The 22170-nt window shown below is 65.6% G+C and carries 25 protein-coding genes; 9 read left to right on the top strand and 16 right to left on the bottom strand.

The genetic code is table 11. The annotated features are described in order from the left end of the window. Positions 1-14: 14 nt before the first annotated feature. Genes J4O76_RS16485 through J4O76_RS16470 form a run of 4 tightly spaced genes read right to left on the bottom strand, consistent with a single transcriptional unit; the run spans position 15 to position 2187 of the window. Positions 15-479 (bottom strand): DUF3429 domain-containing protein, encoded by a 465-nt coding sequence (locus tag J4O76_RS16485; protein ID WP_426282959.1) that lies wholly within the window; start codon positions 477-479, stop codon positions 15-17. Continuing rightward, on the bottom strand, positions 479-1189 hold the full coding sequence (locus J4O76_RS16480) for an anti-sigma factor (protein ID WP_426282958.1): 711 nt from the start codon (positions 1187-1189) through the stop codon (positions 479-481). The genes J4O76_RS16485 and J4O76_RS16480 overlap by 1 nt, the downstream gene beginning before the upstream one ends. Further along, the gene (locus J4O76_RS16475) at positions 1182-1751 is read right to left on the bottom strand and encodes a sigma-70 family RNA polymerase sigma factor (protein WP_426282957.1); all 570 of its coding nucleotides are present in this window, start codon (positions 1749-1751) and stop codon (positions 1182-1184) included. The genes J4O76_RS16480 and J4O76_RS16475 overlap by 8 nt, the downstream gene beginning before the upstream one ends. Before the next feature lie 10 nt (positions 1752-1761). Further along, the gene (locus J4O76_RS16470) at positions 1762-2187 is read right to left on the bottom strand and encodes a hypothetical protein (RefSeq protein WP_426282956.1); all 426 of its coding nucleotides are present in this window, start codon (positions 2185-2187) and stop codon (positions 1762-1764) included. A gap of 146 nt (positions 2188-2333) precedes the next feature. On the opposite strand from J4O76_RS16470, the gene rpiB reads away from it, so the two are divergent. From rpiB to J4O76_RS16440, 6 genes are all read left to right on the top strand, one after another. Further along, positions 2334-2768 (top strand): ribose 5-phosphate isomerase B, encoded by a 435-nt coding sequence (gene rpiB, locus J4O76_RS16465; protein ID WP_192977141.1) that lies wholly within the window; start codon positions 2334-2336, stop codon positions 2766-2768. Next, positions 2765-4075 (top strand): serine hydroxymethyltransferase, encoded by a 1311-nt coding sequence (locus J4O76_RS16460; protein ID WP_426282955.1) that lies wholly within the window; start codon positions 2765-2767, stop codon positions 4073-4075. The genes rpiB and J4O76_RS16460 overlap by 4 nt, the downstream gene beginning before the upstream one ends. A 5-nt stretch (positions 4076-4080) precedes the next feature. Next, complete coding sequence (locus tag J4O76_RS16455; RefSeq protein WP_056053298.1) at positions 4081-4260, top strand: hypothetical protein; 180 nt, start codon at positions 4081-4083, stop codon at positions 4258-4260. Continuing rightward, positions 4261-4725, top strand: coding sequence for a transcriptional regulator NrdR (gene nrdR / locus J4O76_RS16450; RefSeq protein WP_056487307.1), 465 nt, complete (start codon positions 4261-4263; stop codon positions 4723-4725). It abuts the gene before it with no gap. Positions 4726-4864: 139 nt separating this feature from the next. Then, complete coding sequence (locus J4O76_RS16445) at positions 4865-5245, top strand: GIY-YIG nuclease family protein (RefSeq protein WP_426282954.1); 381 nt, start codon at positions 4865-4867, stop codon at positions 5243-5245. Positions 5246-5315: 70 nt separating this feature from the next. Further along, the gene (locus J4O76_RS16440; protein ID WP_426283482.1) at positions 5316-6113 is read left to right on the top strand and encodes an RNA methyltransferase; all 798 of its coding nucleotides are present in this window, start codon (positions 5316-5318) and stop codon (positions 6111-6113) included. On the opposite strand, the gene J4O76_RS16435 is transcribed toward J4O76_RS16440, so the two are convergent. Then, the gene (locus J4O76_RS16435; RefSeq protein ID WP_426282953.1) at positions 6110-6409 is read right to left on the bottom strand and encodes a chorismate mutase; all 300 of its coding nucleotides are present in this window, start codon (positions 6407-6409) and stop codon (positions 6110-6112) included. The genes J4O76_RS16440 and J4O76_RS16435 overlap by 4 nt on opposite strands. Before the next feature lie 191 nt (positions 6410-6600). On the opposite strand from J4O76_RS16435, the gene rpsD reads away from it, so the two are divergent. Beyond that, complete coding sequence (gene rpsD / locus J4O76_RS16430) at positions 6601-7215, top strand: 30S ribosomal protein S4 (protein WP_056487297.1); 615 nt, start codon at positions 6601-6603, stop codon at positions 7213-7215. A 63-nt stretch (positions 7216-7278) separates the two neighbouring features. Here the strand turns inward: rpsD and J4O76_RS16425 are convergent, their stop codons facing one another. Continuing rightward, complete coding sequence (locus J4O76_RS16425; RefSeq protein ID WP_426282952.1) at positions 7279-9234, bottom strand: alpha/beta hydrolase family protein; 1956 nt, start codon at positions 9232-9234, stop codon at positions 7279-7281. A gap of 167 nt (positions 9235-9401) precedes the next feature. Between J4O76_RS16425 and J4O76_RS16420 the strand changes: the two genes are divergently transcribed. Further along, positions 9402-11033, top strand: a complete 1632-nt coding sequence (locus tag J4O76_RS16420; RefSeq protein ID WP_426282951.1) for a M28 family peptidase — start codon at positions 9402-9404, stop codon at positions 11031-11033. Continuing rightward, a complete protein-coding gene (locus tag J4O76_RS16415; protein WP_426282950.1) occupies positions 11034-12005 on the top strand; it encodes an agmatine deiminase family protein in 972 nt (323 codons plus the stop codon). Positions 12006-12325: 320 nt separating this feature from the next. Here the strand turns inward: J4O76_RS16415 and J4O76_RS16410 are convergent, their stop codons facing one another. From J4O76_RS16410 to ctaD, 10 genes are all read right to left on the bottom strand, one after another. Then, entirely contained in the window at positions 12326-13195 is an 870-nt protein-coding gene (locus tag J4O76_RS16410; RefSeq protein WP_426282949.1) for a class I SAM-dependent methyltransferase, read from the bottom strand. Next, positions 13192-14592 (bottom strand): threonine synthase, encoded by a 1401-nt coding sequence (thrC, locus tag J4O76_RS16405; protein ID WP_426282948.1) that lies wholly within the window; start codon positions 14590-14592, stop codon positions 13192-13194. The genes J4O76_RS16410 and thrC overlap by 4 nt, the downstream gene beginning before the upstream one ends. Positions 14593-14724: 132 nt before the next feature. Then, entirely contained in the window at positions 14725-15336 is a 612-nt protein-coding gene (locus tag J4O76_RS16400; protein WP_426282947.1) for an SURF1 family cytochrome oxidase biogenesis protein, read from the bottom strand. Then, a complete protein-coding gene (locus tag J4O76_RS16395) occupies positions 15333-15716 on the bottom strand; it encodes a DUF983 domain-containing protein (RefSeq protein WP_426282946.1) in 384 nt (127 codons plus the stop codon). The genes J4O76_RS16400 and J4O76_RS16395 overlap by 4 nt, the downstream gene beginning before the upstream one ends. A 271-nt stretch (positions 15717-15987) precedes the next feature. Further along, positions 15988-16914, bottom strand: a complete 927-nt coding sequence (locus tag J4O76_RS16390) for a cytochrome c oxidase subunit 3 (protein ID WP_426282945.1) — start codon at positions 16912-16914, stop codon at positions 15988-15990. A 30-nt stretch (positions 16915-16944) separates the two neighbouring features. Beyond that, positions 16945-17496 (bottom strand): cytochrome c oxidase assembly protein, encoded by a 552-nt coding sequence (locus J4O76_RS16385; protein ID WP_426282944.1) that lies wholly within the window; start codon positions 17494-17496, stop codon positions 16945-16947. Next, a complete protein-coding gene (locus tag J4O76_RS16380) occupies positions 17496-17645 on the bottom strand; it encodes a hypothetical protein (RefSeq protein WP_175518304.1) in 150 nt (49 codons plus the stop codon). The genes J4O76_RS16385 and J4O76_RS16380 overlap by 1 nt, the downstream gene beginning before the upstream one ends. Continuing rightward, on the bottom strand, positions 17642-18541 hold the full coding sequence (locus tag J4O76_RS16375; protein ID WP_426282943.1) for a heme o synthase: 900 nt from the start codon (positions 18539-18541) through the stop codon (positions 17642-17644). Before J4O76_RS16375 ends, J4O76_RS16380 begins: the two co-directional genes overlap by 4 nt. Before the next feature lie 54 nt (positions 18542-18595). Continuing rightward, on the bottom strand, positions 18596-20068 hold the full coding sequence (locus J4O76_RS16370) for a hypothetical protein (RefSeq protein WP_426282942.1): 1473 nt from the start codon (positions 20066-20068) through the stop codon (positions 18596-18598). A gap of 437 nt (positions 20069-20505) precedes the next feature. Further along, on the bottom strand, positions 20506-22170 hold the full coding sequence (ctaD, locus tag J4O76_RS16365) for a cytochrome c oxidase subunit I (protein ID WP_426282941.1): 1665 nt from the start codon (positions 22168-22170) through the stop codon (positions 20506-20508).

Here is a 22170-nt window from a genome sequence, read left to right as displayed (position 1 = left end):
CGTGCGGCGTGGCCTTAAAGCGCGGCGGCGAGCATCGTCAGGACGCCGAGACCAAGCGACAAAGGTATGCGCAAGGCCATCCAGCCCGGCGGGGCGATGCCGGCGCGGACCAGCGCGCGGTCGACGAGCAGCGCGGCGATCAGGCTGATGCCGAGCACGACCAGCGAGGGACCGGGCCAGCGCAGGCCGACCATCCAGGGCCAGGCGGTGACTAGCGCGATCAGCGACGGCGCGACGCTGGCGAACCACAGCCAGCGGGGCGGCGAGTCGGCGCGCGCGGCCAAGCCCCACCAGAGCCCGCCGAGAAAGCTCAGGATGATCGCGGCATAGGCGTAGGCGATCGCCAGCGCGGAGAACCGGCTTTGCGGATCGCCGCTCAGCAGCAGCGCGACTGCCGCGAGTTGCGGGAGGAGGCCGCTCAGCCCGAGCAGCCGCGCGATCGGCGGGATGCCGCCGGTCGCGGTAGGTCGCACGGGCATCAGACGCGCGCGACCACGCCGGTAGCGACGACCGGGCCGGTTGGCAGGCCGGTCGGCGAGCCGCCGAGTGGCTCGACCGAGATCGCGAGCGTCGCGCCGGGGGTTATGCGACCGCGGTCGACGCCCTTGGGTGCCAGTGAGGTCGGACGGCCCGAGAGCAGGCCGAGCGAATGCGGCACGCCGTCGCCGCCGATCACCCAGAGCTGCGCGACGCGGGCGTTCGGAACGCCGGGACCGGCCGCGACGCGGAGCGCGCCGTTTGCGGGATCGTACACTGCGGCGACGGGCGACTTCGCGTCGCCGAGCATCGCGACGAGCACGCTGGTCGGGCGCGCGACGGGGATCGGTTGCGAGACGGGCACGGTCGGTTCTGGGCGGACCATGACGAACAGCAACAGCGATGCGGCGATCGCGCTGGTGACGGCGGCGAGCGCCGGCCAAGCGAAGCGGCTCGTTTGCGCGGGGGCTGGCGTGCCATCGAGACTGGCTTCGATCCGGGTGGCAAGATGCGCCGGCGCGGCGTGTTCGGGCCAGAGGTCGAACAAGACCGCCAGGCGCGACCGCCACCATTCGACCTGCGCGGCGAAACCGGGTTCGGCGAGTACGCGGCGAAGTGCGGCTCCGCGTTCCTCGCCTTCGAGCAGGCCGAGTGCGAGTTCGGCGGCGGCAATGTCCTCAGGCACGCCGGCATCGGTGGTCGGATCAACCATCGAGGCAATCCTTCAGGCGGGCGAGGCCGCGGCGGACCCAGCTCTTCATCGTGCCCAGCGGCACGGCGCGCTTGATCGCGAGTTCGGCGTAGGTGATGCCGTCGAAGAACGCGGTCCGGATCGCGTCGCGCTGTTGCGGTTCGAGGCCGTTCAGGCACTCGATCAGTTCGCGCGATGATTCGCTCGCCAGCATCCCTGCCTCGGCACCCTCGCCGGGATCGGCGACGTCGGGCGCATCGTCGAGCGGGCTCGTGCGGCGGACGCCCTGTGCGCGCTGCCAGTCGATGGCGCGGTTGCGCGCGATCGTCGCCAACCAGGTTATCGGGCTCGCGCGGCCGGGTTCCCAGGCACCGGCGCGTTTCCAGATCGTGAGATAGACCTCGTGCAGCACATCCTCCGCGGCTTGGGCGTTGCCACAGATACGGTGGGTGATCCCGAAAAGCTTCGCGCTGGTCAGCGTATAGAGTTCGCGAAACGCTTCGCGGTCCTCTTGCCCGGTGCGCAGGAGCACTTCTGAGAGGTGCGCGCGGGCGGCGTCGGCGTTGGCATGTGCGATAGTCACGGGCGGGAACCTAGCGGCTAAGTCCGTCGCGGCAATAGCCTTCACCGGGCTTTACGGTGAGGCAGTCGGTTTTGCCGAAAAGGTATTTGAGCCCGGTCGCGTCGCCGTTGGTCGGGCGCAGCGTTTGGCGGACGCCACCGCGATCGAACGCTATCGTGTCGCCGGTCGCGATGCCGTCGAACTTGCCCTTGTTGTCGAGGTCCCATTGCATCGTCAGTGCGTAGTGGCCGGCGGTGGCGGTCGGGGCGACGTCGAGGACCATGCCTTCGACGCCGATCCAGCGACCGGTGTAGTCGGGCGCCGGTTTAGGCTTGGGAGCGGCGACCTTGCGTTCGACCGATCCGGCGGACGTCATGTTGCCGTCGCTGCTGGTATCGGGGGCCGGGCCGGAACATGCGGTCAGCGCGGCGGCGGCAAGCAGGGTGAGGGCCTTCATGAATGTCTCCTTCACGGTCTCGTTCGACGTCATTCTCGACCTTAACGCGCCATCCTGACGAAAGCGCCCGCGAACAGGTGTGGCAAATTCCGGCTCGGGGGGGTAGGGGGCTGGGCACCCGATCTCCCGTCACAGGAATACGCCAGGTGCGCATCGCCATCGCGTCCGATCACGCCGCCGTTTCGTTGAAAGCGGTGCTCGCCGCTTGGCTGCGCGAGGCAGGGCATGACGTGCTCGATCTCGGGCCCGAAGGCACCGCCAGCGTCGACTATCCGGACTATGGGTTCAAGCTCGCGTCGGCGATCGCCGACGGTCGAGCCGAGCGCGGTATCGCGCTGTGCGGCTCCGGGATCGGTATTTCGATCGCTGCCAATCGCAATCCCGCCTGCCGCTGCGCGCTCGTGTCCGAACCGCTGTCGGCGAGCCTTGCGCGCATCCACAACGACGCCAACGCTATCGCGATGGGCGCCCGCCTGATCGGCGAAGAAATGGCGAAGGCGTGCGTCGAAGCTTTCCTGTCCGCCGAATTCGCCGGCGGCCGTCATCAACTCCGTGTCGACAAGTTAAAGGTCCCCGCATGAGCACTCAGCCCCGCGAACTCCACGACGTCCAGCCCGACGGCTTTTTCACGCGCGGCCTCGCCGATGCAGACGCTGCCGTATTCGCCGGCGTCGCCGCCGAACTCGAGCGCGAGCAGACGCAGATCGAGCTGATCGCGTCCGAGAACATCGTCTCGAAGGCGGTGCTAGAGGCGCAGGGCTCGGTGTTCACGAACAAGTACGCGGAAGGCTATCCGGGCAAGCGCTATTACCAGGGCTGTGCGCCGTCCGACACGGTCGAGACGCTGGCGATCGAGCGCGCCAAGCAGATCTTCGGCTGCGGGTTCGTCAACGTGCAGCCGCATTCGGGCGCGCAGGCGAACGGCGCGGTGATGCTGGCGCTGGTCAAGCCGGGCGACACGATCCTCGGCATGAGCCTCGATGCAGGCGGTCACCTGACGCATGGCGCGAAGCCGGCGATGTCGGGCAAGTGGTTCAATGCGGTCCAGTACGGTGTTGATGCGACTACGCACCTGATCGACTACGATCAGGTCGAGGCGCTGGCTGTCGAGCATCAGCCGAAATTGATCATCGCGGGTGGCTCGGCCTATCCCCGCGTCATCGATTTCGCGAAGTTCCGCGCGATCGCAGACAAGGTCGGCGCGTATTTCATGGTCGACATGGCGCATTTCGCCGGGATCGTCGCAGCGGGCCTGCACCCGACGCCGTTCGGCCATGCGCATGTCGTGACGACCACCACGCACAAGACTCTGCGGGGCCCGCGCGGTGGCATGATCATGACCAATGACGAGGCGATCGCGAAGAAGATCAACTCAGCGGTGTTCCCGGGTCTGCAGGGCGGGCCGCTGATGCATGTGATCGCGGCGAAGGCGGTCGCGTTCGGCGAGGCGCTTCAGCCCGACTTCAAGAGCTACATCGCCGCGGTCGTCGAGAACGCGAAGGTGCTGGCGGCGACGCTCAAGGAGCGCGGCTCGGACGTAGTCTCGGGCGGCACCGACACGCATCTCGCGCTGATCGATCTAACCCCGCTCGGCATAACCGGGCGCGATGCGGACGAGGCGCTGGAGCGCGCGGGGATCACCTGCAACAAGAACGGCATCCCCAACGATCCGCTGCCGCCGGTCAAGACGAGCGGCATCCGCGTCGGTTCGCCCGCAGGCACGACGCGCGGGTTCGGCCCGGCGGAGTTCCGCGAGATCGGCAATATGGTCGCCGACGTGCTGGACGGCCTCGCGAAAAAGGGCGAGCATGGGGACCCGGAAGTCGAAGCGGACGTTCGGACGCGTGTTCGTGCACTGTGCGCGCGCTTCCCGATCTATCAAGGATAAACAGCATGTCGAAGTTCGACGACGTCCAGAACGACATCAAGGCGACCCCCGGCCTCGGCAAGAGCATGGCCAAGTGGAGCGCACTCGGCGCGGTCGTGGCGATCCCGGTGCCGGTAATCGGCCCGATCTTCGGCGCACTCGCGGGCGCGGGCTACGCCTATTACAAGGGCAAGAAGAAGGTCTGAATGCGCTGCCCCTTCTGCGGACATGAAGACAGCCAGGTAAAGGACAGCCGCCCCACCGAAGACGGGGCGGCGATCCGACGTCGGCGCCAATGCGAAGGGTGCGCCGCGCGTTTCACGACGTTCGAGCGGATCCAGTTGCGCGAACTGTTCGTGCTGAAGAGTGAGGGGCGCAGGGAGCCGTTCGATCGCGAGAAGCTGCTCAGGTCGTTGTCGATCGCGACGCGGAAGCGGGCGATCGAGGCGGGACGGATCGAGAAGCTGGTGAGTGGGATCCAGCGGCGGCTGGAAACGCTGGGCGAGAACGACGTGACGTCGAAGCGGATCGGCGAGATGGTGATGGACGGGCTCAAGGGGCTCGATTCGGTGGCGTATATCCGGTTTGCGAGTGTGTATCGGGATTTTAGCGAGGCGAAGGACTTCGAGGCTTTTGCCGGGAGTGTTGAGGAGGTCGGGCGAGCGGAGTGATGCGCGCGCATTGCCCGGCTCGCGTCCGCGCAACTGGCAGCATCGCAAACTTTACCTTATCGACGGTTCCTCACTCCTCTTCCGTTCGTCCTGAGTAGGGACTGAGCTCGGCGAAGGCCCGTATCGAAGGACAGGTCGCATGAGCTTTTACGCCTACATGCTCCGCTGTTCCGACGGCAGCTACTACATCGGCCACACCGACGCCCTGGAACGCCGGATCGCGCAACATCAGCACGGTGAGCTTCCGGGATACACGCACGATCGGCGCCCGGTGACGCTGATGTGGTCGCAGGATTTCCCCAGCAGGATCGAGGCTCTGGAAGCCGAGCACCAGTTGAAAGGCTGGACCCGGGCAAAGAAAGAAGCATTGGCGGCAGGGATTGGGACGCGGTGCGCTTACTCTCGCGCAAATCCTTCGATACGGGTCTTCGGCTTCGCTCAGCCCCTACTCAGGACGAACGGGGTGGGGTGGGTGAGCAGGTTGACTTGGCGGGCACGACGGATTGGCCGACCGCGATGAATTGGTTGTGCCGGACGACTTTGGTGAGCTTGACGAGATTGGTGGATTTGGCGACGTGATTGACGAAAACATGATTGGTACGGACGTGGCTAGCGACAGCGATGTGCTCTCGGACGGGCTTGGAGCGGTCGGCGCCTCGACTCCACCCCCCGTAATCGTCCTGGTCCGCCCCCAACTCGGTGAGAACATCGGCAAGGCCGCGCGCGCCATGCTCAATTTCGGGCTGACCGAAATGCGTCTGGTCTCCCCGCGCGACGGCTGGCCCAACCCCTCCGCCGGTCCCGCCGCCAGCGGTGCCGACATCGTGCTCCAGAACGCAAAGGTCTACGACAGCGTCGCCGCCGCCACCGCCGATTGCGCGCAAATCTACGCCACCACAGTGCGGAAACGCGGCGTGACCAAGCCGGTCGTCACCCCCGAACAGGCCGCAACCGAGATCCACGCCGCCCCCGGCCGCTCCGCGATACTGTTCGGACCCGAGCGCTCCGGCCTCGAAACCGACGACGTCGCGGTCGCGCGGACGATCATCACGGTGCCGATCAACCCGGAATTCGGCTCACTCAACCTCGCCCAGGCCGTGATCCTGGTCGCATATGAATGGTCGAAGGGCTTAACCGCCGAGCGCGAGCTGTCGCAGCCGTCGATCAACCCGATCATGCCGCCCGCACCGCAGGAAGAGCTCGACGGGATGATCGGGCAGCTCGACGCGATGCTGATGGGGGCGGGGTTCTTCCACCTGCCCGACAAGATGCAGTCGACGCGGCGGACTCTCCGCACGCTGTTGACGAAGCCGGGCTGGTCGAGCCAGGAGATCCGGACTCTCCGCGGGGTGTTGTCGTCGCTGGCGGGGAAGAGACCGCGAGCCTAGCGCCGGTCGAAGGCGGCGAGTTCGTAGGCGATCGAGGCTTCGACCAGGCGTTCCCACAGATCCGCGACCACGGCCTCCGGAACGCCCAGCCTCACCGCCTCGGCCCGCGCATTGTCGATCACCTGTGTCTTCCGACCCTCGTCGCGCACATGCCCGCGCTCCGGCTTGATGCGCGCGGCTGCGTCCATGTAGGCGAAGCGCCTGGCGAGCAGCGCGACCAAGTCGCGGTCGAGCGCGTCGACGCCTGCGCGGACCTCGGTCATGGTGCTGCAATCTGGGCCGGGGAGAATGGTCATGCGCCGTCTCTTGCCGAGCCCCATCCGGCCTGTCCAGCTTGACTCTGGACCGCCCCCCGTCTAGGCGCCCGCCTTCGCAATGGCCCTGCACCCCGGTGAAGCGGTGGCCCTGCCCTGTCTGGACATCAGTCTCGTACAGCCAGCAGAGCGATACCGGGAACAACGTTGTTAGCATTTGCCAAGGACTTACTATGTCGAAGCGTCAAAGCGCGAAGTACAAACTCGATCGCCGTATGGGCGAGAACATCTGGGGTCGTCCCAAGTCGCCGGTCAACAAGCGCGAATACGGTCCGGGCCAGCACGGTCAGCGCCGCAAGGGCAAGGTCAGCGATTTCGGTATCCAGCTGCGCGCCAAGCAGAAGCTTAAGGGCTATTACGGCGACGTGACCGAGAAGCAGTTCCGTGCATGCTACCACGAGGCTGCGCGTCTGAAGGGCGATACCTCGCAGAACCTGATCGGCCTGCTCGAGCAGCGCCTCGACATGATCGTCTACCGCGCCAAGTTCGCGCCGACGATCTTCGCGGCACGCCAGATCGTTTCGCACGGCCACATCCGCGTCAACGGCGTGAAGTGCAACATCGCCTCGCGTCGCTGCTTCGTCGGCGACGAGATCACGCTGGGCACCAAGGCGCAGGAAATGGCGCTGGTCATGGAAGCCCAGAGCCTCGCCGAGCGTGAGATTCCCGATTACGTCGCCACCGACGGCGCGGCCAAGGTCACCTTCACGCGCGTCCCGACGCTCGACGAAGTGCCTTACCCGGTGAAGATGGAGCCGAATCTGGTCGTCGAGTTCTACTCGCGCTGATCTTTCGGTATTATTGATACGAGGAAAAGGGCGGTCCCGCGGGGGCCGCCCTTTTTCGTTGCGCTACATGCCGAGTGACGCGCGAAGGAATGCATCCGCTTTCGTCAGCATGGTCGTCCGCGCACTTGCGTCGTCAAGCTGGTGATCCAGCCCGGCGAACTCGACCAGCTCGACCTTGCCCCCAGCGGATTTCAGCCGGGTCGCCATCAGCCGGGATTCGCCAATCCCGACGTTGCGGTCCTTGTCGCCGTGGAACAGCAGGACCGGCACCTTGATCTTGTCGGCGTTGCGCGCAGGCGAGCCTTCGCGAATGTGTGGGCCCTGCCCGATAAAGGCGTCGACCATCTTGAAGTTGCTATAGTTCCGCGACTCTTCGCGAAGGCTATCGAGATCGGTGACCGGCGCGATCGCGACGATCGCCTTGAACAGACCCGGATCCACCACCGACGATTGCAGTGCCGCATAGCCGCCATACGACCAGCCGACGATCGCGAGTTTGTCCGGCGCAGCAATGCCCTGCGATACCAGCCAGCGGCCGGCGTCGTCGACATCGCCGATCGCGGTCCGCCAGGACTGGAAGCCATTCTTCTTGAACCAAGCCGATCCATAGCCCGTCGATCCACGGAAGTTCGGTTGCAGCACCGCGAACCCGCGCGCCGCGAAGAATTGCGAGAGCCAGTCGAAGCCCCACTCGTCCCGATCGCCGGGGCCGCCATGTGGCATCACGATCGCCGGCAGCCCTTTCCCTGTGCTGCCGGCGGGTAAGGTCAAATAACCGGGGATCATCGTCCCGTCGGCGGCACGGAAGGTGATCGGCTTGACGCTGGCGAGCGTGGTCTTTGTGAGTTGCGGCCGTGCGGGCAGCACTTCCTCCATCTTTCGCGTCGCCCGATCGAGCAGATAGTAGCGACCGGGATCGACGTCGCTGCCCGCGAACAGCAACAGCTTGCTTTCGTCGCTGCTCGCGTCGACGAACGTGATCAGAGGTTGGCCGGGCAGTGCCTTTCGCAGTGACGCGGCGAGGGCCCGCAACGCGGGGTCGAAGAACTCCGTCTCGCGGCGATCGGTAGCATAGGACGCGCCGACCACGCGCTTCTGTCGCCCGATCCTGATCAACTGGTCGACGTCGACATCGGCTCGAGCAAGGACGACCTCGCGTTTCAGGCTACCGTCCAGCGCGATTTTATAGAGCGCGGTCCGTCCGTCCTTGTCGTCGAAACCATAGGCGACGTTAAGACCAGAATCGACGGCATAGGGATTGAAGCCCGTATCTCCATCTCCGCCGATCGTCAGGCGGCCGAGTGGTTGCCAACCACGGTCGCCGGGTTTTCGATACGAATAGCTGATGGTGGCAGCATCGTATCCGATACCGGTCTTGGCGCGCGTTCCGACGATCCGCACGACACCTTGGCCATCGCTGATATATTCGACCGCACCGCCACGCGGCTGTTCGATCGTTCGACGGGCGAGCGTGACGGTATCGATTCGTTCCACACCCAGGCCGTCTGTCTCGTTCGCTAGATGGGTCCCCGTGGTCACCTCGGGTACGAACTTGCGGGTCATCAGCACCGATCCGGTTGCACCGTCGGCGGTCCAATCGATCACGGTGCCGCCGTCCTGCATCACGTCCAGCGCGCGGGCGTTGTCGGATGCGGTCAATATCTTCATCTTGCCGCCGTCGCTATCGAGCGCGATCGCGCGACTGAAACCCAGTATGTTGTAGCCATCGTCGGCGACGGTGACCATCTGACAGACCAGCCGGATCGTGGTCGACCAATGGCAATCGGCGAGATGGTCGGGGTTTCCCGATGCGGTCAGGATCGTCCTCGGATTGCCGCCCGCGACGAGATCGGCAATCTGAAGCGCTTCGCCGCGGCCGTTCGTGGGCACGACCAGCGCGACGTGCGTGCCGTCCGGCGACAGGCTGATCTGTCGGATGGCTTCACGAGCGCCGAAGGCGGCGGCGGTCGGTCCGACGGGGTCGGGGGCTGCCTGCGCTGGCGGCATTCCAAATGCCACGCAGACGGTAGCACTCGCACGAATTGCAGATCGTAACCGCATCGCCGTTTCCCCCCAATGTCCCCTTTGGGTATCCTATCGACGCCGGGCGGCACGGCAAGAGCAGCGGCGCTTGCGCGGTATCGAGCGCACTGCCAAAATGCGTATGACTTAACGGGGATATGTAGATGCGCGCTGCCATTTTGCCTTTGCTGCTGCTCGGGACCGCCGCGTCCGCGCAGACCACCCCTGCGATCTCGGTCGAGACGTTGAAGACCGTCACGCAGGTGCTGTCGTCCGACGCGTATGAGGGCCGTGCGCCGACCACGCCTGCGGAAGCGAAGACGGTCGCGTATATCGTCGAGCGGATGAAGGCGGCGGGGCTGAAGCCCGGCAACAAGGGGTCGTGGACGCAGGACGTGCCGATGGTGGAGGTCACCGCCGGCAACGTCGCGCCGTTCACCTTCACCGGCGGCAAGGCGCCCGTCAGTCTTGCCTATCGCACCGACATGGTTGCGGGGACGTACCGCGTGGCGCCCAAGTCCGCGGTGGCGAATAGCGACGTGGTGTTCGTCGGCTACGGCATCACCGCGCCCGAGAAGGGCTGGGACGATTATGCCGGCACCGACGTGAAGGGGAAGACCGTGGTCATCCTCATCAACGACGCCGACTGGCAGACGATGTCGCGCGAGGGGCCGTTCGAGGGCCGTGCGATGACGTGGTACGGGCGCTGGCCGTACAAGTTCGAGAATGCGGCGAAGCACGGCGCGGCGGCGGCGATCATCGTCCATGATACCGAGCCGGCGGCGTACCCTTGGGCGGTGGTGCAGTCGTCGTGGACCGGGCCGCAGCTCGAGCTGGACGAGAAGGGCGATCATCTCGACCAGTCGCAGATCGTCGGCTGGATGCAGAAGCCCGCGGCGGAGCGCGTGTTCGCGAGCGCGGGCAAGGATTACGCGACGCTGGCGGCGGCGGCCAAGGTGAAGGGGTTCAAGGCGGTGCCGCTCGGGCTGAAGTTCGGCGGTGGGTTCGACAACACGATCAAGCGGCAGGCGTCGAAGAACGTCATCGGCGTGTTGCCCGGTACTGCCGCCCCGAATGATTACGTGATGTACTCCGCCCATTGGGATCATCTCGGGCGCTGCGACGCGGTAGACGGCGACGATATCTGCAATGGTGCTCTGGACAACGCGAGTGGCGTGGCCGGGCTGATTGCCTTGGCGGAGACTCAGGCGAAGGCGGGGCCGGCCAAGCGTTCGATCGCGTTCCTGGCCGTGACGGCAGAGGAATCGGGGCTGCTCGGATCGCGCTACTATGCCGAGCACCCGGTGTATCCGCTGGCGCATACCGTCGGCGGCGTGAACATGGACGGATTGAACATCGTTGGGCGCGCGAAGGATTTCGTGCTGGTCGGCGCGGGTAAATCGGAGATCGAGGATTTGGTGAAGCCGTTCGTTGCCGCCGAGGGCCGCGTGATCGGCACCGAGGCGAACCCGGAGCGTGGCAGTTATTATCGGTCCGACCATTTCAGTTTTGCCAAGCTTGGCGTGCCGATGCTCGATGGCGGGAGCGGCGAAGACCTCGTTGTCGGTGGTACGGCAGCGGGGCACGCGGCGCGCGAGGATTATGTCGCGCACCGCTATCACAAGCCGGCCGACGAATATGACGCGAAGTGGGACTGGTCGGGTACGGTCGAGGATTTGACGATCTATTACGGGCTTGGGCGGAAGCTCGCGGACGATACCAGTCTGTGGCCGAACTGGTATAAGACCGCCGAATTCCGCGGCATCCGTGACCGCGATCGCGCAGGAGCCAAGTAAGTGACCACGACCGTCTCGACACCCGCCGAATGGGCGCACCACAAGGCCGTCTGGATCGGCTTTCCGAGCCATGCGGACCTGTGGCTTGAGGATCTCGAGCCCGCGCGGGACGAGGTCGTCGCGTTTGCCAAAGCGGTACATGCTGGCGGCAAGGGCGAGACCGTGATCCTGGTCGCCGCCGATGTCGGGTCGGCGACCACCGCCAAGAAGCTTGCCCCGTTCGCGGACGTGGTGGTCGAGCCGTTCGGCGATATCTGGCTGCGTGATACCGCGCCGATCATCGTCGGCGACGGCAGCGCGCGGGACTTTCGGTTCAACGGCTGGGGCGGGAAGTATGACCTGCCCGGTGACGACACGATCGGGCAGCGGCTGGCGGAGAGCCGGAACACGCGAGTCGAGGCGTGCGACTGGGTGCTCGAGGGCGGCGCGATCGATGGCGATGGTACCGGGACGGTGGTGACGACGCAGCAGTGCCTGCTCAACCGCAACCGCAATCCGTCGCTGAGCAAGGCGGAGATCGAGGCGCGGCTGGCGTCCGATCTGGGCTATACGCGCGTGGTGTGGCTGGGGGACGGGCTGGTCAACGATCATACCGACGGCCATGTCGACAACCTCGCGCGGTTCGTCGGCGAGGGGCGCGTGGCGATCCCGAAGGCGACCGACAACGATCCGAACTGGCAGGTGTACCAGAACGCGGCGCGGGATGCCGAGGCGGCCGGGCTGGAGGTCGTGACGATCCCGTCGCCGGGCCGTGTGCTGCGCGACGAGGAGGTCGTGCCGGCGAGCTACATGAACTTCTATATCGGCAATGCCGCGGTGGTGGTACCGTTGTACGGAGCCGAGAACGATGCGGCGGCGGTTGTCGCGATCCAGGCGTTGTTCCCGGACCGCGAGGTCGTGGGACAGCGCGCGGACCATATCCTGACCGGGGGCGGGAGCTTCCACTGCATCTCGCAGCAGATTCCGGGGTAAACCCACTTTCCGTTTGTCCCGAGTAGCTGTCGAGTAGCTCCGTAAGGAGCGTATCGAGACGGCGTATCGAAGGACAGGTTGGCGTTCGGAACCTGTACCTCGATACGAGCCCTCGATACGCCCAAGCGGGCTACTCGGTCTCTACTCGGCACGAATGAGATGGGAGTTGCCGTGTTTGTACCGCTCCCTGAACCAACCACCACCCCGGCGGAGGCCGGGGTCCAATTGGGGTACGTAGCCAACGGAGGACCGTCCCTTCGTTATGCCAACCTTCCCAATTGGGCCCCGGCCTTCGCCGGGGTGGTGGCGAGAGGGCGAGTTCAGCGGCTCCAGCGGGCCCAGATTGCGGTGGGGAGCGTCAGCCCGCGCGCTTCTTCGCGGACGCCGAGTTCGCCGACTTCGACCTTGCCGGGGAGGTCTGCGAACACTTGGTTCAGCAGTTCGCCGATCGCCAGAGCGGACATCCGGACCGCGTAGACCGTCAGGAACAGGAAACGGGAGTTCTCGTCGAGCAGCTTCCGGCAGTCGGCGATCAGCTTCGGCAGGTCTTCTTCGAGCCGCCACACTTCACCCTCCGGCCCACGCCCATATTTCGGCGGATCGAGCAGGATCCCATCATACCGCCGCCCTCGCCGTACTTCGCGCGCGACGAACTTCGCCGCGTCGTCGGTCATCCAGCGGATCGGCGCGTCGGCCATGCCGGACAGCTTCGCGTTCGCCTTGGCCGCCTCGACCGACTTCTTCGACGCATCCACATGCACCATGCGGACGCCCTTGGTCGCCATCGCCAGCGTGCCGACGCCTGTGTAGCCGAACAGGTTCATGCACTCGGGCGAGTCGAGCCCCGCGACGCGCTCGCGCATCCAGCTCCACACCGGCGCCATGTCGGGAAAGAAGCCGAGGTGGCGGAACGGGGTGGTCTGCGCGGTGTAGGACACCTCGTTCCACTTGAGCGTCCAGCCTTCGCGGGGAACGGGTTCAGCGAATTCCCAGCGGCCGCCGCCGTCCTCGTCGGAGCCGGGGACGAATTCGCCCTGCGCCTGCCAGTCGGGCGAGGCGGGCGCCCACATCGCCTGTGGTTCGGGGCGGATGAAGCGGAAGCGGCCGTAGCGTTCGAGCTTCTTGCCGTGGCCGGAGTCGATCAGGCCGTAATCCGCCCAGGGCTCGCCGATGAGGGTTTCGAGTTTCATGCCGACGGCTTCGCGCGCTCGGTGATGTAGGCGGTGATCGCCTCGAAGGTCGCAGGCAGCGTGGCGTAGCGCTCCTCGCGGTCGAACAGGTCGCCAACGCGGGTGGGCAGCGAGGGACGGACGCCGGTGGCGCGCTCGACCGCATCGCCGAACTTGGCGGGGTGCGCGGTGGCGAGCGTCACGATCGGCACGCCGGCGGGGACTTCGGTGCGCAGGGCTGCGGCGAGGCCGATCGCGGTGTGCGGGTCGATCACCTGCCCTGCGTGCTCGTGCGCCCAGCGCATCGCCAGCGTCATGTCGTCGAGATCGATGCGCTCGCTCTGGAACAGCGCGGAGGCGCCCTGCGACTGCGCGTTGGTGAGGCGCATCGCACCCGAGGATTCGAAGCCGGCCATCTGTGCAGCGAGCGCGGCGCCATCACGATCGCCGAGGTCGAACAACAGGCGTTCGAAGTTCGAGCTGACCTGGATGTCCATCGACGGCGTTGGGGTCTGCTGGACGCCCCCCTTCGAATAATCGCCGGTGCTGAGCGCGCGGTGGAGGATGTCGTTGACGTTGGTCGCGACCACCAGCTTGGCCACCGGCAGGCCCATCTTTGCCGCGACATAACCGGCGAAGACGTCGCCGAAATTGCCGGTGGGGACTGCGAACGCGACCTCGCGATCGGGCGCGCCGAGGCGGACGGCGGCGTAGAAGAAATACACCACCTGCGCCATCAGGCGGGCCCAGTTGATTGAATTGACCGCCGACAGCGCGAACTTGGTCGAGAAGGCGCGGTCGTTGAACATCGCCTTCACGAGCGCCTGCGCATCGTCGAAGCTGCCTTCGATGGCGATGTTGTAGACGTTGGGGCTGAGCACCGTGGTCATCTGGCGGCGCTGCACGTCGGAGATGCGGCCGACCGGGTGGAGCATGAAGATGTCGATCCCCTCGCGCCCCGCGACCGCGTCGATCGCCGCCGAGCCGGTGTCGCCGCTGGTCGCGCCGACGATCGTCAGGTGCTTGTCCGTGCCGGCGAGGAAGCGTTCGAAGAACAGCCCGAGCAGCTGGAGCGCGACGTCCTTGAATGCGAGCGTCGGGCCGTGGAAGAGTTCGAGCAGCCATTGGTCGTGGTCGAGTTGCACCAGCGGGGTCACGGCGGCGTGCGAGAAGCGACCATAGGCCTGTTCGCAGAGTGCCTTCAGTTCCTCGCGCGTCATCGCGTCGCCGACGAACGGGGCCATCACCGCGACGGCGGTGTCGACATACGATAGCCCGGCGAGTGCGGCGATCTCGTCGCGGGTCAGCGTCGGCCACGCGTCGGGGAGGTAGAGGCCGCCATCGGAGGCGAGGCCGGCGAGCGTCGCCGCTTCGAAATCTAGGATGGGCGCCGAGCCGCGGGTGCTGATGTAACGCATGGCCAAGCGGTTAGCGAATGGGCGGGTAGGCGACAAGCTGCGGGCGTTGTCCGTTTTCCTGCGAACGCAGGAATCCAGGGTTACGAAGGAATGCGCGCGGTACCCTGGGCTCCTGCGTTCGCAGGAGAACGGCTAGCGAGGCCGGCGGCGCAGCGCGAGCGTGTAGATGATCGCGGCGATAGCGGCGAAGAAGAACCATTGGCCGGCATAGGCGAGGTGGTTGTTCGGCACCGACGCGATGTCGGGCTTGCCGTTGGGGCTAAGGCCGGCCTGCGGGGTGTCCGCGACCAGCATCAGGCGCTGCGGGGTGTGATCGAACAGCGATCCGATCAGCGAACGGCCGTCGGGCGCGTGGCTGATGTAGCCAGAGACTTCGCCACCGGTCCACGCGATCTTGGCCATCGGATCGCGCGTGGTGCCGAGCTGGACGATCATGCCGGGGCCTTCCGCGCCGATGCGGCACTGGGCGATCGCGCGGAAGCCGGATTTGCCGGCGCCGGCGAGCTTGATCTCGGTCGGCTGGAGGCAGAGGCTAGAGGCGCGGCGGAACAGCAGCGTCTCGTCGGGGAAGCGCGGGAAAGCCATTGGCGGCTTGGCGGGGTTGGCGGCAAGCTGCGCGAGGAACGCTTCCTTCTTCGGGAGGCGGTCGAGGAGTTGCCACAGACCGAGGCCGATCATCGCTGCGATCGCGAGCGTGACGAGGATGGTCGGGATGACGGGTATGCGTCGTGCGGTGCGGGTCACGGGTCGATTCGGCCTTCGCGGGCTGCGTTGCGGTATTCGGCGGACATGAGCGCGCCTTTGGCTGCTCGGAGCGAGAGGACGACTCCGCCGGCAGTGAAGGGGATCCAGATCAGCATGTGCAGCCAGAGCGGCGGGTGCACCTTGAGTTCGAGCGTGATCGCGAGCGCGACGACTAGCGCGCCGAGGATCAGGGTCAGGAATGCGGCGGGGCCGTCGCCGACGTTGAACTTGCTGAAGTCGAGCCCGCAGTTCGGGCAACTGTCGGCGAAGTTGGACCATTTCGCGAAGAGCGTGGGCTTGCCGCAGCGGGGGCACAGGCCTTTCAGCGCGACCTGGGCGATCGTGGGGGCTTTGGCGAGCGGGTATGGGTCTTCGGTCACGCCGTCAGTTCCTCCATACCTTGTATCCCCGCGAAGGCGGGGATCCAGACTGGGCTCCCGCCTTCGCGGGAGAACAAGGTAAGAGGGCGCCGGTTGGTTCGCATCCGTGCCGCATCCAAAACCGCCACCACCCCGGCGAAGGCCGGGGCCCAATCGGGGGACCCCGCTAACTGCGGACAGCGCTTCGTTACTGCATCCTTCCCACTTGGGCCCCGGCCTTCGCCGGGGTGGTAGCTATCGGGGTGGTCGCAGTGGATGGGCTGGTAGAGGCTCAACCGCCGTGGACGGGGGCGCCCCAGCCGCCCCATACGTAGACGGTGACGAACAGGAACAGCCACACGACGTCGACGAAGTGCCAGTACCACGCCGCCGCCTCGAAGCCGAAATGCTGGCGCGGGGTGAAGTCGCCGCGGTAGGCGCGGACCAGGCAGACGATCAGGAAGATCGTGCCGATCAGCACGTGGAAACCGTGGAAGCCGGTCGCCATGAAGAACGCCGCGCCGTAGTTGATGCCCTTGAACGGGAACGGCGCGTGGACGTATTCGTAAGCCTGGATCGAGCTGAACAGCGCGCCGAGGATCACGGTGAGCCAAAGGCCCTTGAGCACGCCATCGCGGTTGCCGACGCCGATCAGGCCCCAAGCCCCCGTCTTCTCGCCGCCGCGCTGGTTGTGGATCAGTGCATGGTGCGCCCAGGTCACGGTGGTGCCGGAGGTGAGCAGGATCAGCGTGTTGAGCAGCGGCAGTTCGAACGGGTTGATGACCGTCAGGCCCTTGGGCGGCCACTGCGCGACGATCGCCGCACCGCCTTCGACGGCACGCGTGACCGTGCCGTCGGCGAAGGTCATCGCGGTCGGGAACAGCGAGAAGTCGAAGAACGCCCAGAACCAGCCGACGAAGAACATCACTTCGGATGCGATGAACAGGATCATGCCGTAGCGGAAATGGAGCTGGACGACGGGGGTATGATCGCCCGCGCGGGCCTCATGCACGACCTGCGTCCACCAGGAGTACATCGTGAAGAGCACGCCCGCGAGCCCGATGAAGAACACCCAGCCGCCGCCATTGGGCTTGTCGATATGGCCGCCGTGCATCCACATGATGCCGCCGACCGCCATGATCAGCGCCGAAAACGACCCGACCAGCGGCCAGATGCTCGGCGGCAGGATGTGGTAATCATGGTTCTTGGCGCCGGCCATCGGTACTCCCCTATTTTCTTTGGCGTCGTTCTAGCTGGCTGTTTTCGCAGAATCCACCGGGTAAAACGTATAGCTGAGCGTGATCGTCTGGATATCGGCCGCGTCGGGGTCCGTCAGGATCTTCGGATCGACGAAGAAGATTACCGGCATCCGCGCGGTCTCGCCGGGTTTCAGCGTCTGCTGCGTGAAGCAGAAGCACTGGATCTTGGTGAAATACTTGCCGGCCTGCGCGGGCTGGACGTTGAACGTCGCGGTGCCGGTCAGCGGCTTGTTCGACGTGTTGGTGGCGGTGAAGAACGCCATGTCGCGCGCGCCAATATCGACCGTGTCCGAACGATTCTCGGGCGTGAACTTCCACGGCAGCTTGGGGCTGACGTTGGTGTCGAAGTCGATCCGGATCTTGTGGTCGACAGCGCCGGGGGCGGCCAGCCCGCGGTTGGTGGTGCCGTTGAGACCGGTCGCGGCACAGAACAGGCGGTAGAGCGGCACGCTGGCCCAGGCGAGCCCGGTCATGAAACAGATGAAGAGAACCGCTAGCGCCGCCGTACGGTTGGTGCGCGACATGGCCTTCCAGCCGGCCATCAGTGCGGCATCCCCGCCCGGATCTTGGCGATCGAGATCGCGAAGACGAGGATGACGAACGCGCCGAGCAGGATGGCCATCACGCGCGCGCGACCGCGCTGGCGGCTGCGGATGAGATCTTCCTCGCGGATGGGATCGGGGATGCTCATGCGAACCACCGATCGACGACCAGCGCGCCGAACATAACGAACAGATACAGGATCGAGTATTTGAACAAGGCCTTCTCCGGTTTCATCGCATCGTCGGCATGCGTGGTGCGCTTCGCGACGCGGACGGCGAGCAGTGCGAACCAGCCGGTCAGCAGGACGGCCGCGATGCCGTAGATCGGACCGGTGAGCCCAAGCGGCCAGGGCAGGATCGCGACCGCCGCCATCGGGATCGTGTAGAGCCCGATCTGCGTCCGCGTCGTCCGCTCGCCTGACACGACGGGAAGCATCGGCACCCCTGCGGCGGCGTAATCGCTCTTCATGAACAGCGCGAGCGCCCAGAAATGCGGCGGCGTCCAGAGGAACACGAACAGGAACAGCAGGACGGGGAGCAGCGCGATATCGCCGGTCGCCGCGGCCCAGCCGATCAGTGGCGGGAACGCGCCCGCGGCACCGCCTATGACGATGTTCTGCGGCGTCCGGCGCTTCAGCCAGACAGTGTAGACCAGCACGTAGAACAGGATCGAGACGGTCAGGATCGCGGCTGCGACGACGTTGACCGCGAACCCCATGAACAGCACCGAGAACGCGCCGAGCCCGACGCCGAAATGCAGTGCGGCCTGACGGTCCATGCGGCCGTCGGGCAGTGGACGCTTCTGCGTCCTGCGCATGACGGCGTCGATGTCCGACTCGTACCATTGGTTGAGCGCACCCGCCGCACCTGCACCGAGCGCGATGCAGAGGATCGCGGTGAAGCCGATCACCGGATGCACGCCGACCGGGGCCGCGAGCATCCCGCAGAGTCCGGTGAAGACGACGAGCGTCATCACGCGCGGCTTGGTCAGCGCAAGGAAATCGCGCCAATGCGCCGGTGGCAGGAGGGGGGTGGCGGGAGTCATGGTTCGGGTACGCTATACGCGTTGCGGCGGAGGTCGGAAAGCCTTCGTGATGGCTCAGCGGTTTGCCCGGTGCGTGGGTACGGCTTGGTGAATGACCGCGGTATCGTCCGCGTAGATCCGCCGCCAAGCGGGGTCATGGTCGAGCAAGCGGACCAGTGGCGAGCGCGGCGGCAGGATGGTCCAGCCGAAATGCCACTTCGCATTCGCCGCATGCCAGCGATCCGCGTCGCCGCGGGCGATCGCAAAATAGTCGAGCGTGAAGGCGTCGCCGTACATGTCGGTCCGTCCATCGATATACGGACGGATGCCCGCTAGGATCAGCGATCCGCCGAAGCCGTATTCGTTGAAGACGCGCTGGTGGCGTAGCGCAGGCGGAAGATGCGTGAGCGCGCGGACGGGAATGCCTCTGGTTTCCGTGCGGACGACCGGCACTGCGACGCGGTAGGCTGTGAGACTGATTGCAAGAGCGGATACCAGAAAGGCTACGATCAGTCGCTCTGAGCCATGGGGAAGGGGGTTCGAAAAGCTGGTATCGCGGTAGCGCCGCGCGCGGCCGAGCGGCTTGGCCAGCACGAGTATGCCGACGGTCACGAGGATGATCTCGTGGCGGGTGTGCTGCAGCGTCATGTGGAGCATGCCGAGCAGCAGCAGCACGCGGATCGGTGGGATACGGATCGGCCGCGCCAGCAGGAACGCGAGGCTAGCGAGCAAGATCGCCTCGAAGCCGGAAAAGGTTCTGAAGTCGGACGGCTGCCATTCGTTGATCTGACCGAGCGCTTTCAGGTCGTTCAGATAAAATGGAAACGTCAGGCCGTGCACGCCCCACGGCGTGACGGCTGCAGCGATCGTCGCGCTAATTCCGAAGAGGCCCCAGCGCTGGATCACAGTGCGGCGGTCGGAGGGCTTGGCGGCCAGCAACGCCTCGAGCGCGAATACGCCGACCAGCGCCAGTCCGAAGACGTAGCTGCCATGCGCATTCGCCCAGATCAGCATCGCCGCCGCCATCGGTAATGGTGGAACTCGGTCGTGTTCGCGCGCGCGCAACAGCGCGATCGTCCAGCCGGCAAGGATGGGCAGCACCAGCATGTGCGGCCTTGCGATCAGCGACGGAAGTAGCCCGGTGGCGAGCAGCAGCAGCGCGATGATGCTTGCCCGCGCGCTCATCCAGCGGCGGAGTTCAGCCGCTACCAGCGCGAACAGCGCTGCCATTGCCACGCCGACCAGGACGATCACGCCGCTCCAACCGCCCGCGCGGTAACTCGCGTACATCGCTACTTCGGATAGCCATTCGTGTGCGACCCAGGGACGGCCGACGACGCTGAACGAGAACGGATCGGTGGTCGGCACAGCCGCATGCGCGACGATCCAGGCGCCGGCGACGAGATGCCATCCGGTGTCGCCGTCGCGCAGCATGGTGGGGACGATGATCGTGAACGCAAACGCCGCAAAGGAAGATAGCAGGGCAAAGGTCGAATGAGGGATGCCGGTTGGCGCGTCGGGGCGGACTGGGGGTGGCGCGCTCGGCATGACGCGGGGTTAACGCGATTGTCCTGTGGAATGATGAATGAGAGGTGCTCGGGTTGGGATTTGGCCAATCCTATCTTGTCATCCGAGCGAAAGCTGGGGTCTCGCTGATGACCCGCGAATGGAGGCACAGGGTGCAATCCCAACCCCGCTGGGAGGACGTATGCGGGGGATGACGTCCGCGGGCGCTCGCTTCCTTCGTTCTCCCTGCCGAGGCGGGAGCTTAAGGTGGGTCCCCGCCTTTCAGCGGAAACATCGTGGGACTGGGGACGGCCATTTAATGAAAACGCCCCGGATTTCCCTGAGGCGTCTTCCTTTTTGGCTCGCCCCGACACGGGACTAAATCCCGTGTCGTCGGACGCGGCGTTGCTGCGCCGGCCGGTCGGATGCGTGCGGCTCGGCCACACCGCCGCGTAGCTGGCGCTACGCGGCCTCGCATCCTAATCGATCCGCGGCAGCGTCTCGAACTGGTGGTATGGCGGCGGCGAGGAGATCGTCCACTCCAGCGTCGTCGCGCCGTCGCCCCAAGGGTTGTCGCCCGCTGGCTTGCCCGCGACCAGCGACCAGATCAGGTTGACGAAGAACACCACCATGCCCGCGGCCATGATCATGTAGCCGACCGAGGCCACCGTGTTCCAATGCTCGTACTGCGGCGTGTAGTCCGGGATGCGGCGCGGCATGCCCTGCAAGCCCAGGAAGTGCATCGGGAAGAACATTACGTTCACGCCGACGAAGAACACCCAAAAGTGCAGCTGGCCGAGGAACTCGTTGTACATCTTGCCCGACATTTTCGGGAACCAGTAATAGAACCCGGCGAACAGCGAGAAGACCGCACCCAGCGACAGCACATAGTGGAAATGCGCCACCACGTAATAGGTGTCTTGCATGTAATCGTCGATGCCGCCGTTGGCGAGCACCACGCCGGTCACGCCGCCGACGGTGAACATGAAGATGAAGCCGATCGACCAGACCATCGGCGTCTTGAAGGTCAGCGAGCCGCCCCACATCGTGGCGATCCACGAGAAGATCTTGATGCCGGTCGGCACCGCGATGACCATCGTCGCCGCGGTGAAGTACATCTTGGTGTTCACGCTCAGGCCGGTGGTGAACATGTGGTGCGCCCACACGACGAATCCGACCACGCCGATCGCGACCATCGCATACGCCATGCCGAGATAACCGAAGACCGGCTTGCGGCTGAACGTCGAGATGATCTGGCTGACGATGCCGAAGCCCGGCAGGATCATGATGTAGACTTCGGGATGGCCGAAGAACCAGAACAGATGCTGGTACAAGACGGGATCGCCGCCGCCGGCCGGATCGAAGAAGGTCGTGCCGAAGTTGCGATCGGTCAGCAGCATCGTGATCGCCGCGGCGAGCACCGGCAGTGCGAGCAGCAGCAGGAACGCGGTGACGAGCATCGACCACACGAACAGCGGCATCTTGTGCAGCGTCATGCCGGGCGCGCGCATGTTGAAGATCGTGGTGATGAAGTTGATCGCGCCGAGGATCGACGATGCGCCCGCGAGATGGAGCGCGAGGATCGCCATGTCGGTCGACGGCCCGGGCTCGCCGTACGTCGAGAGCGGCGCGTAGAGCGTCCAGCCGTTACCCGCACCACCGAAGAACGGCGACGCCAGCAGCAGCGTGAAGGCAGGGATCAGCAGCCAGAACGACACGTTGTTCATGCGCGGGAACGCCATGTCCGGCGCGCCGATCATGATCGGCACGAACCAGTTGCCGAAGCCACCGACCATCGCCGGCATGACCATGAAGAACACCATGATCAGGCCGTGCGCGGTGATCAGCACGTTCCAGAGATGGAGCGATTCGTCGAGGCTGGCGGGACCGCCGTGGAGCATGCTCGCCCAGCCCTGCAGATACTGGATGCCGGGATGCGCGAGCTCGGCGCGCATGAGGCCCGAGACCGAGCCGCCGATGATCCCCGCGACGATCGCGAAGATCAGGTACAGCGTGCCGATGTCCTTGTGGTTGGTCGACATGAACCAACGCGCGAAGAAGCCCGGCTTGTGATCGGTATCGTGGTGATGGTCGTGCGCTTCGTGGGACACGAAGGCCGACGGGGTGAGAGCGGTGTCGGTCAT

This window comes from Sphingomonas sp. NFX23 (assembly GCF_049887795.1).
Classification (GTDB): domain Bacteria; phylum Pseudomonadota; class Alphaproteobacteria; order Sphingomonadales; family Sphingomonadaceae; genus Sphingomonas.
Note: the sequence above shows the minus strand (reverse complement) of the source record. Positions and strands in the feature narration are given on the sequence as shown.

Bases quoted from the DNA above. Each gene is read 5' to 3' on its own strand.
- J4O76_RS16485 (WP_426282959.1), bottom strand. From the start codon at position 479: ATGCCCGTGCGACCTACCGCGACCGGCGGCATCCCGCCGATCGCGCGG.
- J4O76_RS16480 (WP_426282958.1), bottom strand. From the start codon at position 1,189: ATGGTTGATCCGACCACCGATGCCGGCGTGCCTGAGGACATTGCCGCC.
- J4O76_RS16470 (WP_426282956.1), bottom strand. From the start codon at position 2,187: ATGAAGGCCCTCACCCTGCTTGCCGCCGCCGCGCTGACCGCATGTTCC.
- J4O76_RS16460 (WP_426282955.1), top strand. From the start codon at position 2,765: ATGAGCACTCAGCCCCGCGAACTCCACGACGTCCAGCCCGACGGCTTT.
- J4O76_RS16455 (WP_056053298.1), top strand. From the start codon at position 4,081: ATGTCGAAGTTCGACGACGTCCAGAACGACATCAAGGCGACCCCCGGC.
- nrdR (WP_056487307.1), top strand. From the start codon at position 4,261: ATGCGCTGCCCCTTCTGCGGACATGAAGACAGCCAGGTAAAGGACAGC.
- J4O76_RS16445 (WP_426282954.1), top strand. From the start codon at position 4,865: ATGAGCTTTTACGCCTACATGCTCCGCTGTTCCGACGGCAGCTACTAC.
- J4O76_RS16440 (WP_426283482.1), top strand. From the start codon at position 5,316: ATGATTGGTACGGACGTGGCTAGCGACAGCGATGTGCTCTCGGACGGG.
- J4O76_RS16435 (WP_426282953.1), bottom strand. From the start codon at position 6,409: ATGACCATTCTCCCCGGCCCAGATTGCAGCACCATGACCGAGGTCCGC.
- rpsD (WP_056487297.1), top strand. From the start codon at position 6,601: ATGTCGAAGCGTCAAAGCGCGAAGTACAAACTCGATCGCCGTATGGGC.
- J4O76_RS16420 (WP_426282951.1), top strand. From the start codon at position 9,402: ATGCGCGCTGCCATTTTGCCTTTGCTGCTGCTCGGGACCGCCGCGTCC.
- J4O76_RS16410 (WP_426282949.1), bottom strand. From the start codon at position 13,195: ATGAAACTCGAAACCCTCATCGGCGAGCCCTGGGCGGATTACGGCCTG.
- thrC (WP_426282948.1), bottom strand. From the start codon at position 14,592: ATGCGTTACATCAGCACCCGCGGCTCGGCGCCCATCCTAGATTTCGAA.
- J4O76_RS16390 (WP_426282945.1), bottom strand. From the start codon at position 16,914: ATGGCCGGCGCCAAGAACCATGATTACCACATCCTGCCGCCGAGCATC.
- J4O76_RS16385 (WP_426282944.1), bottom strand. From the start codon at position 17,496: ATGGCCGGCTGGAAGGCCATGTCGCGCACCAACCGTACGGCGGCGCTA.
- J4O76_RS16380 (WP_175518304.1), bottom strand. From the start codon at position 17,645: ATGAGCATCCCCGATCCCATCCGCGAGGAAGATCTCATCCGCAGCCGC.
- J4O76_RS16375 (WP_426282943.1), bottom strand. From the start codon at position 18,541: ATGACTCCCGCCACCCCCCTCCTGCCACCGGCGCATTGGCGCGATTTC.
- J4O76_RS16370 (WP_426282942.1), bottom strand. From the start codon at position 20,068: ATGCCGAGCGCGCCACCCCCAGTCCGCCCCGACGCGCCAACCGGCATC.
- ctaD (WP_426282941.1), bottom strand. From the start codon at position 22,170: ATGACCGACACCGCTCTCACCCCGTCGGCCTTCGTGTCCCACGAAGCG.